Annotated in this window: 5 protein-coding genes; all 5 read right to left on the bottom strand. The window is 36.0% G+C overall.

The features are described 5' to 3' along the window. Nucleotides 1-30 precede the first annotated feature (30 nt). The 5 genes from LNP04_RS18770 to dnaE all read right to left on the bottom strand — a co-directional run bounded on the left by LNP04_RS18770 (nt 31) and on the right by dnaE (nt 14,084). Nucleotides 31-2,007 carry a T9SS type A sorting domain-containing protein gene (locus LNP04_RS18770; RefSeq protein ID WP_229984416.1) on the bottom strand — a complete coding sequence of 659 codons (1,977 nt, stop codon included), beginning with the start codon at nt 2,005-2,007 and terminating at the stop codon, nt 31-33. Nucleotides 2,008-2,239: 232 nt separating this feature from the next. Next, nucleotides 2,240-3,700, bottom strand: a complete 1,461-nt coding sequence (locus LNP04_RS18765; RefSeq protein ID WP_229984415.1) for a T9SS-dependent choice-of-anchor J family protein — start codon at nt 3,698-3,700, stop codon at nt 2,240-2,242. A 335-nt stretch (nt 3,701-4,035) separates the two neighbouring features. After that, complete coding sequence (locus LNP04_RS18760; RefSeq protein ID WP_229984414.1) at nt 4,036-5,904, bottom strand: GEVED domain-containing protein; 1,869 nt, start codon at nt 5,902-5,904, stop codon at nt 4,036-4,038. Nucleotides 5,905-6,041: 137 nt separating this feature from the next. Then, entirely contained in the window at nt 6,042-9,107 is a 3,066-nt protein-coding gene (locus LNP04_RS18755; RefSeq protein WP_229984413.1) for a T9SS type A sorting domain-containing protein, read from the bottom strand. A gap of 306 nt (nt 9,108-9,413) precedes the next feature. Continuing rightward, nucleotides 9,414-14,084 (bottom strand): DNA polymerase III subunit alpha, encoded by a 4,671-nt coding sequence (dnaE, locus tag LNP04_RS18750; RefSeq protein WP_229984412.1) that lies wholly within the window; start codon nt 14,082-14,084, stop codon nt 9,414-9,416. Nucleotides 14,085-14,088 lie beyond the last annotated feature (4 nt).

Here is a 14,088-nt window from a genome sequence, read left to right as displayed (position 1 = left end):
TGCCACCTTTTTTTTATTGTTATTAAAATTTTATTTTCTAATAATTTTTAAAGATTGTTTAGAACCATCTTTCATCAATAAACTTAAAATATACATTCCTGATTTTAACTGATCTAAATGAATAAATGAGGTCGGACTTTCAATTGTTTTTAAATTACGCCCCGACAAATCAATTACTGAAACTGATTTGATATTTTTGAAATCTGAAAGGTTAATACCATCAGTAAACGGATTTGGATAAACTTTCACTTTATTTTTTACCTCATCAACTTCTGTAGCCGCTAAAACACCACTTATCATACTTATAGTGAATGTATCTTCTGCTTCATCAATAACTCCATTATAATGTCCTACATTGACATAATATGTTGTTCCGGCAACACTCGCTACAGATAAGATTTCTGTCTCTCCATCACCGGCATCATCTACCGTATCAAAACAATTTAAAGCAGCACAACTTCCTGTGAAAACTCCGATTTGAGGATCAAAATAACTTCCTGCAGGCATTGCAACAATGATATCGACGTTACTGCCATTTCCTACAAATGTAAACCAAGTTCCGTCATTCATTCTATCAGTTGTTCCATTACTACAAGCATTTAAAAAACCAGAGTTATTGGTTGCTCCTAAAGCATCGGACTGTGTATAAGAATATGGAAAAGATGTTGTGGCTAATGCTCCAGAACAAACGTCATTAACAGGTGGTGGCGGAACTGTTCCCACACATATTTCAAAACTATTATTGCTACCTGCACCCGAACCGCTGTAAACTCTCAGATAATAAGTAGAGCCAACAGTCAATCCTGTAACCAAAGAAGATGCAGGATCTGAACACAAAACACTCGTTAAATTTCCGCAAGCTCCGCTGAAAATCTGAAAATCGATATCATCACTAAAATTTGTTCCAATCGAGACAATATTATTTAGTGAAATTTTGTGCGTGGTTGCAGTTGCGACAAATTTAAACCAAACATCATCATCCGGATTTCCAAAACATGAACCAGCAGTTACTCCAGAATCAGTTGCACCTAATGTATATCCCTGAGCAAAAGCAGTACAGCTGGCATTTGGATTAACAGTTAAAGTAGCTGCATTAGAACATTCATCGTTTGCAGGCTGTCCGGGAGTAGTTCTGAACATAGTTGTTGAGCACCCCTGTGATTCTCCTGCGGTATTCACAGCAGTTACTTTTAAATAATACACTGTGTTTACAGATAAAGTTTGAGGAACCGTAAAACTTGTTGCACTTACAGACTGCTGATTGACTACATCGGAAGCCCCCATCGTTGTTCCAACTGATACTTTATAACTTGTTGCCCCAGGAACTGCGTTCCATTCAACCGTTGGTGACAAAGGTATGTATACCGCATTATTGAGAGGATAGGCAACATCTGGACATGCAATCGTTGAGCCTGCAATCAACCCCGTAAAAGTGATTACCGATTTTTGATCGGTTAGAGATCCGGCCGGTGGAAATGATGGATTTGGATTGATATTATCATCTGAATAAAAAAGAACAGAGTTTACACTTGAATAATACCCATAAAATGCATCATCAAAACCATTAATATCATAATTGGGAGTATTTTCTTTCACAGCAACAACCAGATTTCCAATATTGTTATAAAGAAATGGTACCGGAAAAGTGACCGTCACGACTCCATTTACATTATTAACCGTTCCGGAAAAAACTTGATTTAGTTGCGATACAGGAATCCAATCTGCTGTTGAAGAGAAATTGGTTTTTGTAGTAGTTCCCAGATAAATTACCCAGCTGGAAGAGTTAGTAATAGTAGAATTTGGGTTTAAATAAAATTTAAGTCCTGAAATATTACCTGCAGCATTGGTATTGATTTCATTTTTTGTAAATATTTGCTGAACATAAGAATATCCAAAGTATGTACTGACCGGAGCAGGCCCGACCGTTGTACTACCTCCACCCAAAGTAATTTGAGCGTTCAGAAATATGCTTAAAAAGAAATAACTAAAAAGTAAAAGTTTTTTCACAAATCAATAAATTTAAAATATTAACTGTAAATTTATAACAATTTAATGATTACGCCTTTAAATTTTTAATAATAAAACATTACATTCGCAAAACATTCAATTTAAATTTCATATACTTTTTCGAATACATCGTTAATATACAATAAACTGTAATTTCAATTGATTTTCTAAACATTTTACAAAAAAATAGCGATCTCAATGACCGCTATTAATATCAACAAATTAAATAAATTTATTTCTTAATTGCTTTGATTGTTTGTTGAGAACCGTCGTTCATATTCAGAACAACCATATACAGACCAGATTTCAATCCTCCTAACTGAAGAGCCGAGCTTGGTTTTTCAATAGTTTTCACTACTCTACCAGCAATATCAATAACTGAAATGGATTTTACATTCTTCACATCTGAAATGTTCAACACATCTGCAAATGGGTTTGGATATGCTGTAAGCTTATTGTTTTTAACTTGAGCAGCATCCGAAGTAGCTAAAACACTTGCGTCATAAGCTGAAATATTGAAAGCACCATCACCACTTGTAGCAGTACCAAATTTCCAAACACTTATATATAGTGTAGCACCTGGTGTTTGAGACGTTAGTTCTAACTTAGAGAAAGCATCAGTACCAGTATCATCATCACATCCAAGAGAAGTTGCACCAGTACAATCTGAAAACACCGAAATAACTGTGTCAGTTAATGAAGAACCCGCAACACCAGCAGTCTCAATAGTTAAACTACCCGAGGCAGGAACCACCACTTTATACCACACATTGCCTCCGACATTAGAAGGCGTAAATAAGCAAGACGCAGTTAATGCAGGAGTATTGGTAGAAGCAGATGTTGATCCAGAAATTGCATTCTGAGCAAAATTCGATCCCAAAGTTAACATCACCGCATTTGCACAATCATCATTTGCAGGTGGAGCCATTGTGGTAAATGAAATCTCAGAACACCCTACAGCATCTCCTACAGCATTGTAAGGAGTAATGGTTGCATAGTACACAGTACTTGCGTTTAGGTTTCCAGTTATGTTATATGTTATTACATTACCTGCATCTACATTATTTACTATATCACTTCCTCCGGTGGTTGTCCCTACCTTTACCTTATATCCAGTAGCTGAAGCTACTGAAGTCCAATTTAAGATGCCATCTACATTTACACCAACAGCCCCGTTTGTAGGAGTAGTAAAAGATGTACATGTTGGCACAACAGTTGGGGCAGAATCTACTTTAAAAGTATCAGCATAGATTTGCCACTGATCCGTATCGGTCGCATGAATAGCTACATAGACCGTCTGCCCAACATAGGCAGATAAACTAAAGGTTTTTTCAGTCCATACACTTGGTGCTTTTTGAGTAGCTTGAAGTACTGTTGTAAACGCAGGTTTTGTTTGATCTGTAGTTGAAAGCAAAACTTCATAATTTTCAAGAAAGGTAGAAGATCTTGACTTTACAAAAAAAGAAAGCCGATCACTTACACCTGCGGTTACAGTAATCGCTTTTGTAATTAAATAATCATCATGCGCTGTTGCATCATACGTAAGCGTAGCAACATTTGTAGGTGTTTGTGCAGAACCAAAATCAGGAACGCCAAAAACCCAACCATTAGCCCCTCCATCATTTATAACCGCCCACCCTGCTGGCAACGTCGTCCCCGCATCAAAGTTCTCTGTCCATTGTGAAAATCCCAAAAAAGGAATTAAGAGAAAAAATAATGTTTTTTTTCATTTTGTTTTGTTTTAAAATTTACACTAATTTACAATTATTTCATTAAAATAAAATATAAAATATCATATAAATTAAATTTCAACCATACAAAAATGCATTTAAAAGAATAATATTCATATTAAAATCAGAATCCATAACGAAAATAAAATATCAAATAATAATCATTTTAAATCAATACAGTAAAATAATTTATTAATAATCTATTATTTATAATTATAAATCATTTTAAATTACTAGTATTTTAATAAAAAATAGCGACCAAAATTGGTCGCTATCATAATTTAAAGTTTATAATTGATTATTTTTTGATTGCTTTGATTGTCTGTCTAGAACCATCATTCATATTTAAAATAACCATATACAGACCAGATTTCAATTCTCCTAACTGAAGAGCCGAGCTTGGTTTTTCTATAGTTTTCACTATTCTACCAGCAATATCAATAACTGAAATGGATTTTACATTTTTCACATCTGAAATGTTCAACACATCTGCAAATGGGTTTGGATATGCTTTAAGCTTACTGCTAGTTTGTGAAATTTCTGAAGTTGATAAATTTATAGATTCCACAGAGAAATTATCTATAAAGAATTCATAATCTTCAAGATCATCTATAGCACCATCGGAACCTAAAAATGCAAAGACAGTATTTGCACTTGTGTATCCTGTAAGATCCAGAGAATACTGTGTTGAAACGTTAGATGGTGCATTAGCAGCATTCCACGTTTGTAGTACAGCCCAAGTAATACCACCATCTTGAGAGGCTAAAAACTGGACAATATCATCAGATCCCATTGCAGAAGAAGTTGTATCAAAAAATTCCGTGATACCAATGTCAAACTTAACCTTATACCCACCACCAGTTAGATTGAATGGAATAGTTTTTAACCAACCAATATTATCCTGATCATAAAGATTAATCACCGCAGAATTACTATTTGAACTAGAGTTTAAAAAATCACCAGAATACCAATATTCACCTGTACCTGTAGGACCAGTAGTTGCATCACCATCTGAAGCCTGTGACCAACAAGAGGTAGGAAATAGACCAAAATCATATGTATAATTAGGAACTACAGCATTAGAAGAACAAATAGTAACAAAACTCCATACTTCACAATTAAGAGAAGTTGTAATAGTAGAGCTGTATGCATTAACTGTGAAAAAATATTCTGTAGAATTAGAAAGTGGCGTCACAAAAGTATATGTTAAAACATTTCCTAAATCAATATTGTTTAAAATATCATTTCCACCAGCAGTTGTACCCACAGTTAATCTATAACCTGTAGCCGTAGGCAAGGCATCCCATGAGATCGTTGGAGTAACAGACTCATCTGTAGCTCCGTCAGACGGAGAAATGACATCGGGACAGAATGAAGATGTCATAAAGGAAGAACCGGCCGACCACGGACTTTGATCTGTAGTAGTACAAAGTGATCTAACCCAATAATAATAAACGGTACTCGGAAGTAATTGGCTTAAATTAGCACTAGTAGATGTTGTAGCTGTACCTACACCGGCTGGAGGAGGAGTATTTGTAGTGGAGTAATAATAAAGATACCCATTAGTCGGTGCGGCATTAAAAGGCAACCAAGAAATTGTAGCACCTGTAGTAGTAATATTACTTGAGGCTAAATCAATTGGTCCAAGACAGCTTGGTGCTGCTGTAACAACCACCGTATAATCATGAGCCTCGCCAAAGCCATCAGTATTACATGGTATAGGATCGCTAGAATACCTATCCCCCACTCTCATCCTATATGTTCCTGGAGTTGCAGTAACAGGTATCATTATACTTCCATTAGTAATAGAATTAGCTCCACTACCTGTGCTACTGTTTTGAGCAACTAATTCTGGTGCTGCATCTGTAAAGACACCGTCATTATTCAAATCTACCCAAATTCTCACATTTTGGGTTTGATAACCATGGGTGACTGAATAAGAATACCCGACACCGGCTTGTAAAGTTATCGACTGCGCTGTGTAATCACCATAAGAATCTATCGAGCATCCTGTATTTTGATGATTGAAAGAAGCAAAGGGTATAGCAAATGAATTAATCTGATCACCATCATCACACCCATTCTCATATTCAGGAATACAGTAAGTTTGTGAATAACCAGATACAAAGCTTAAAACAGTTAAACTTAATAATAGAATTTTTCTCATATCGTAAATTATTTTGTAATTTAATTACTAATTTATTAAAAAATATCATCACTTTTCATGAAAAACATATATATATTTAAAAAAAATAGAGACTGAAAACAAATCCAGTCTCTACTTCTATTTAAATTTAAAGTTGATTATTTTTTGATCGCTTTGATTGTCTGTCTAGAACCATCATTCATATTTAAAATAACCATATACATACCTGAATTCAATTCTCTTAATTGAAGAGACGTACTTGGTTTATCTATAGTTTTCACTACTCTACCAGCAATATCAACAATTGAGATGGATTTTACATTCTTCACATCTGAAATGTTTAATACATCAGCAAATGGGTTAGGGAATGCTTTTACTTTGTCATTTTTAACAATATCAGCTGTTCCTAAAACTGTACAATCTTGAGTAATAGCTAGCGAGTAATCTCCCATTTGCGCCGCATCATAGCTACTAAATAAAACATAATAAGTAGTACCTGCCACCCCATTAAAGGTAAGTTTTGGAGCATTATAAAGTGTTACTGTACATCCTGAATCCGCATAACCAACACCGTCAGTATTTGCAAAACAAGTAAGAGAAGCACAGCTTCCAGTATAAACCCTTAAATAAGAATCAAACTTAGACCCACAAGCATCAATCGTTATTGGACCATTAGCAACCGCCGTAACTGTATACCAAACACCTTTATAATTTGCTGTTGTAGTTGTAGCACCACAAGTAGAAGTTGGTAATGTTTCATCTGCAGCCAAAGCATTATTTCCTGTTATGGTGCCTCCACAAGCAATTGCAGTTGCAGTTGCACACGTATCATTAGTAGGCACAACAGGTGTAGATACAGCAATTGTGAAGTTAGAAGTTACACCTACAGTTGCACTCGTAGAATAAATTCTCACATAATAAGTATTACCCACTGTAAGAGCAGGGAGCAATATATTTGAATTACCATAAGCACCTGAGAAACATGCTACAGCCACTAAGCTTCCACATGAACCAGAATAAACTTGGGTTGCAGTAGCGTTATCAGAATACAATACAGTTACTAAATGTGTTGCAGATGTTGCTGTAAAGCTATACCAAACATCATCGTTAATACTTGTTGCCGAACAAGTGGGAGCAGTTCCTGTACTTTGTGTTGCACTTACCGTAGTTCCAGCAACCGGAGTTGTATTTGGTGTAACTATTATTGCACCTGCACAATCGTCATTTATTGGAGGAGGAGGTGTTGTAGTAACACAAATATTAAATGTATTTGCATTTGCAAGTGATCCTGTAGCATTATTATATACTCTTACAAAATAAGTATTCCCTACCGTTAATCCTGTCAATGCTGCAGGAGAAGCCGAAGTTGTATCACAAAGTACACTTGTTAAAGCACCACAAGCACCTGAAAGAACTTGAAGGTTCAATGCCGTACTTGATGTAGTTCCTACAGAAACCACATTAGATAAAGTAACGGTATGCGCCGTACTTGTTGCAACAAAAGAATACCAAACATCATCATCTGCAACTCCGGTACATGGAGCAAGCGCATCAACAGAAGCAGTTGCGTTAAATGTAGTTCCAGACACAGTTGCTACACAAATTGCATTAGCACTTGAAGTCAATACTACAGCATTAGCACAGTTGTCATTTGCTGGAGGCGGAGGTAGCGTTCCAACACAAATATCAAATGATGCAACAGTTGTTGCTGTTGATGTTAAAGTCCATACTCTTACTTTATATTCTTGACCAACTGTTAATCCAGTTAAATCCATTGTATTAGGATCACTACATAGAACTTGCACTAAACTTCCACAAGCACCACTATAAGCAGCCATTGCCATATCAGTAGTTCCAGATACGTTAGAAAGTATAACTCTGTGAGCAACACTCGTTGCTGTAAATTTAAACCAAACATCATCATTAGTACCCGTTGCCGCACAAGTAGGCGCAGTCTCTGTAGAAGCTGTTGCACTTTGGGTATTACCCGAAGTTACAGCTCCACATAAAAGGTCTGGGTTTACTGTCAAAGCTATAGCACCTGCACAATCATCGTTTACCGGTGGCGGAGGTAGAGTTCCAACACAAATATCAAATGTTGCGTTAGTTGTTGCTGTTGCAGTATAAGTCCATACCCTCACTTTATATTCTTGACCAACTGTTAATCCCGTTACATTCATAGTATTAGGATCACTACATTGTACACTTACTAAACTTCCGCAATTACCACTATAGATAGCCATTGCCATATCTGTAGATCCTGACACATTGGAAATTACAATCCTATGAGCAGTATTAGTTGCTGTAAATTTAAACCAAACATCATCATTAGTACCCGTTGCCGCACAAGTCGCTGCAATTTCTGCTGAAGGAGTTCCTCCAACCGTTGTTCCTGAAGTTTTTACGCCACATAAGTAATCAGGATTAACTGTTAATGTCACAGCATTTACACAATCATCATTTGCAGGTGGTGGTGGTGGTGGTGGGCTCGTAAACGACCAAACATTAGAATTGCAACCTGTTGCCTCAGCAGCACCACTCACAGGAACCACATACCAATAATATGGCGTATTGTAATTCGTAAGAGTAGCAGTATAAGAAGTAGTAGGTGCAGTCACAGTACTTGCTAAAGTTGTAGGTGGGTTTGTTGTTCCAAAATAAACTTTATAACCTGTTGGTGCTACTCCTGTTGTTGGTGCAGTCCATGTTAAGCTAGGACTTAATGTATTTACAGTTGAGCCATTCGAAGGCGCTGTTAAGGTAGCGCATGCTGGAGGAGGTGTAATATTAAGAGTAAATGCACCACAATTAGGTGTTGGCCAAGTATCAACAATTATATAATATGTTCCATTTGTCGGAAAAGTTATTCCGCCACTAGCCGTAGTACCACTGCTAGTTTTAACACTTCCAATGCTATTCGCAAGAGTAGGTGCACATGCAGAATGCACAGAAGCTACTTTCCATGTTGCAGCTCCTCCTAAAGCAAAACCTAATGTAATTGGAGCATTCGTTATCTCAATTGAATAAACATAATCTTCACCACCACCGTAATCCGAAGTAAAAGTTCCAGCAGCATAATCATTCCCCGTTCCGCAAGTAGTTTGAGCACCACTGGAAAACGGGAGACTGGTAATAGGAATCGCATCCACACAGGTATTTTGAGCACTGAAATTCACAGACACACAAAAAACCATCATTAAAAAAAATAATTGTAGTTTTCTCATACTTAGTTAAATTAAAATTAGAGGGTGAAATTACTAAATATTTGCATTACAAATCAAAAAATATCTTAATTTTTTATACAAAAATTCTTAAAACCCTTTAAATAATTAAATAATTATTAAACATACATTTAATTATTTTTAAACTTAAACATACATAAAAATATAAATTATTCATACACAATAACTTAAATTAAAAAAAAATTAATCAATAAAATTTGAATTATTGATTTCTCACCAATTTATAATTATTACAAACTAAAAAAGTGACTAAAAAGCCACTTTTTATCATTTTTAAATTGTAATCATTTAGTTAAGATAAAACTCATATTTATTCAACAATTGAATTTCTTTAATCAAATCTCCATTTAAATCAACAGAATATCTCATTGATTGTAATTCCATATCTGAATTTTCTTCTGAATTTTTGATTAAAAATTTGAATTTTTGATTTCCTTTATTTTGATCGAGAACATTTCTGAAAAACTCTAAATCTTCTCTCCTGAAATCCATCACATCCATAACCAGCGAAATACTTTTTGCATACTTTTCAAATGCTTCCTGAAGTTCGATAACATCAACTACATTGACGAAAACACGCCCATCTTTTACCTGGGCAAATTTTATCTTTAATATAACGAAACGCTGAACTTCCAATTTCTCTTTCAGACGCATATAATCCCGGTCGCCTAACCTGAAAGAATATGAGCCGGAATAATCTTCCACAGTTAAGAATGCCACTTTTTCGCCACTTTTAAAACCATCTTTCACTACATATTCCGTTATCAAACCAGCAACAGTATATTCTTTTCCGCTACCGCCATTTTCTCTTTCTTTCTGAAGGGTTTTCCAATCTTTCTTTTTTTCTTCAAATAATTCCGGAGGTTTGTTGGCAAAAGCCTGTTCCTTATAAGCATCAACCTCATCCAGATTTAAAAATCCAAAATTTCCTTTTGGTTCTGCTTTTTTTGTAACTTCTTCTATGATTTCTTCTTCACCGGCAACAATATCATCTGAAATAATCTCTGTAATATCTATCGTTTCATCTTTATCGTCTGCTTCCAAGATCGGAACAACTTCATCGATTACTACTTTTACCTCATCTTCTTTTTCAAGAACCGCTTTTTTAGAAAGCTTACCCTGCATAAACTGGTAATGATATTTAAATTCATCGAGCGGATGTGCAGAAAGATAGAACCCGATGATTTCTTTTTCTTTATTTAATTTATGCATGTTTGGCCATTCCGGACAAGGCAATAATTTGGGTTGCTCTATTTGAACTTCTTCCGCAAAATCAGCAAAAAGAGAATTTTCCATCTCATTTTTACTCTCCTGAAAACTTTGTCCGTATCTGATTAATCGCTCCAGATTTGTTCTTCCCGCCATATCAATGTCAAAATACTGACCTCTGTGATACATATTAAACTCATCAAAAGCTCCAGCCAAAACCAAACTTTCCGCCACTCTTTTATTCATTTGAGACGGTAAGATCCTTTCAAAAAAATCATAAATGTTTTTAAATCTTCCATTTGCTCTTTCTTTCGTAATCCCTTCGCTCGGCCCTTCTCCGATTCCTTTTATTGCCCCCAATCCAAAGCGGATCTGCCCTTTTTCATTTACCGAAAATTTATAGTGAGATTCATTCACATCCGGTCCCAAAACATCAACGCCAATACTTTTACAATCTTCCATAAACATGGTAATCGATTCTGTATTGTTAATATTGTTACTCATTACACTCGCCATATATTCTGCGGGATAATTTGCCTTTAAGTATGCCGTTTGATAAGCAATCAGAGCATAACAGGTCGAGTGGGATTTGTTAAAAGCATATTCTGCAAAGGCTTTCCAGTCATTCCATATTTTTTCTAAAGGTCCTTCATCAAGGTTATTTTTTCTACCGCCTTCGATGAATTTCGGGTACATTTTATTCAGAACTTCGATCTGTTTTTTACCCATCGCCTTTCTCAAAGTATCGGCTTCACCTTTTGTAAAATTGGCTAATTTTTGAGACAAAAGCATTACCTGTTCCTGATAAACGGTAATTCCGTAGGTTTCTTTTAAATATTCTTCAGTTTCCGGTAAGTCATAAATAATTTCTTCAATTCCGTGCTTTCTGTTGATAAAATTTGGAATATACTTGATGGGGCCAGGGCGATACAGTGCGTTCATGGCAATCAAATCGGCAAAAACAGTTGGCTTCAGTTCACGCATATACTTTTGCATTCCCGGACTTTCATATTGGAAAATCCCAACCGTTCTCCCTTCTTTAAACAATTGATAGGTTTTGGCATCATCCAGCGGAATCTCATCAGGATTGATATCAATGTTATGCCTTTGCTTTACAAGTTTTAATGCATCTTTAATAATTGTCAGTGTTCTTAGACCCAAAAAGTCCATCTTCAGAAGCCCTGCGCTTTCCGCCACCGAGTTGTCAAACTGAGAAACCAAAATATCAGCATCTTTTGCCGCAATCGTTACCGGAACCAGATTACTGACATCTTCGGGCGTAATAATTACACCACAAGCATGAATTCCTGTATTTCTGATACAACCTTCCATCTTTTTGGCACTTGCCAAAACATCGTGACGGTTATCATCAGGTGTATTAAGAACATACTTCATCTCATCGACAAGCTGCTGTTCTTCGGGTTTTAGCTTATCATATTTAGATAAAGCTTTCGCAATATTCATCCCCGGACTTGGAGGAATTAATTTCGCAATATTATTGGTATCAGGAATTGGAAGATCTAAAACTCTTCCGGCATCTTTAATAGCCGATTTTCCACCCAAAACTGAATATGTGATAATCTGCGCTACTTGATTTTTCCCGTATTTTTCAACAACCCATTTGATGATTTTATCACGACCTTCATCGTCAAAATCGATGTCAATATCGGGCATTGAAATCCTTTCAGGGTTCAGGAATCTCTCAAATAGGAGATCATATTTAATGGGATCAACATTGGTAATTCCTGTGCAGTAAGCCACTACGGAACCCGCTGCAGAACCACGACCGGGTCCTACCCAAACCCCCATATTTCGGGCTTCGTTACAGAAATCCTGTACAATCAAAAAGTAACCCGGATACCCTGTGTTGGCAACTACTTCCAGTTCAAAATCCAGACGTTCTTTGATTTCGTCAGTAATTCCTGTTTCTGTATATCTTTTTTTAGCACCTTCATAAGTAAGATGTGTCAAATACGCCATCTCGCCACGTTTTCCGCCATCAATTTCATCTTCTGGATGAATAAATTCATCTGGAATATCAAATTTAGGCAAGAGAACATCTCTTTTTAAAGTATAAGGACTGAATTTTGCCGTAAACTCTTCGTATGCATCAAACGCATCAGGGTAATTCAGAAAAGTCTCCTTGATTTCGTGGGCATTTTTAATATAATATTCGCCGCTAGCCAATCCTCTTCTTTTCCCGAAACCTTTTCCTACAGGTGTTGTCAGCTTTTCACCATCTTTTATACAGCTTACAATATCCTGAATATTAGAATCGTCTTTATTGGTGTAATAGGTTTGATTTTGTGCTAAAATTTTAACGTTATACTTATCTGCAAAATGTAAAAGAACATCATTCAAATGCTCCTCTTCAGGAAGTTTATGATTTTGAATCTGCACATAAAAATCATCTTTAAAAGTATCTTTCCACCATTTGAAAAGCTCCTCGCCTTTTTGCTCACCAGTATTTAAAATGGCATCTGGAATATCTCCGTTGATTCCTGAAGTCAAAGCGATTAATCCTTCTTTATATTCAGCAATCAATTCACGGCTGATCCTCGGAACTCCGAAATAGAAGCCTTTTAAAAATCCGATACTTGAAAGTTTGGCTAAATTTTTATATCCGTTGAAATCTTTTGCCAGTAAAACAACCTGTGTTCTTCTATCCGGATCATCTTTGGTAAACTGCTTCTGTTCATAACGGTCTGATATAAAAAATTCACAACCTACGACAGGAATTAAAGGTTCTGAAAGAGGTTCGATTTCATTAAATTCCGTTCCGTTTTCTTCAGCTTCCTGTTTTTTAGCTAAAAATTCTTTATGCTTTTTTGAACGATCAGAGTTGGTAGACTCAACAGCAGAAACGAATTTGAAAGCTCCCATCATATTCCCCAGATCTACCATTCCAACTGCCGGAAATTGATCTTCAGTAGCTTTATTAATTAAGTCATTAATGCTTGAAGTTGCCGTTAATGTTGAAAAAACACTTTTATTATCGAAATTGAAATATCTACCTAAATCAATATCATCAATACTACCAACATCGGATTGCTTTTTCTTATTGTTAAAATCAGCAACCTGTCTTCTGATAATAATTCCAAAAGGTTTTATCGGATTTGGATGCAGCGTTTTAAAATAAGCAAGCTGATCCTCCGAAGTTTTTAAAACCTCAGCGGGAATAATTCCGATACGCATCATTTCGAAGAAAACCTGAGCAGTTGCATTTACGTCGGCTGCTGCATTATGAGCTTCGTCAAATTTATGACCGTACAATTTTTCATATAATTCTTCCAATTTGGGAGATTTATATCTTCCTCCTCTTCCACCGCCAAGCTGACAATAATCTGTTCCCAGAATCATCGTGTCGGCTTTTGGCTTTTGCTGAAGATTATCCTGAATATTTTTTCTGAAAAATTCAGCTCCAACGATGTTGTAATCGAACTCTACATTGTGTCCAGAAACTACTCTTACGCGCTCTAAAACTTTAGAAAACTCTTCTAAAATTTCTTGCAGATCACGGCCTTCTTCATTGGCAATTTTGGTTGTAATCCCGTGAATTCTTGCAGCATTAAATGGTATATCATAACCTTCCGGTTTAATTATATAATCTTGATTTTCAAGCAAATTACCGTCATCATCATGCAGTTGCCAGGCAATCTGAACCATTCTTGGCCAGTTGTCTGAATCTGAAAGCGGTGCATTGAAATTTTTCGGTAAACCTGTGGTTTCTGTGTCAAAAACTAAATACATGTAT

Origin of the sequence: Chryseobacterium sp. C-71 (assembly GCF_020911865.1) — a bacterium.
GTDB lineage: Bacteria > Bacteroidota > Bacteroidia > Flavobacteriales > Weeksellaceae > Chryseobacterium.
Note: the sequence above shows the minus strand (reverse complement) of the source record. Positions and strands in the feature narration are given on the sequence as shown.

What these genes read in the sequence shown, in the direction of transcription:
- LNP04_RS18760 (WP_229984414.1), bottom strand. Translation starts at nt 5,904, where the DNA reads ATGAGAAAAATTCTATTATTAAGTTTAACTGTTTTAAGCTTTGTATCT.
- dnaE (WP_229984412.1), bottom strand. Translation starts at nt 14,084, where the DNA reads ATGTATTTAGTTTTTGACACAGAAACCACAGGTTTACCGAAAAATTTC.
- LNP04_RS18755 (WP_229984413.1), bottom strand. Translation starts at nt 9,107, where the DNA reads ATGAGAAAACTACAATTATTTTTTTTAATGATGGTTTTTTGTGTGTCT.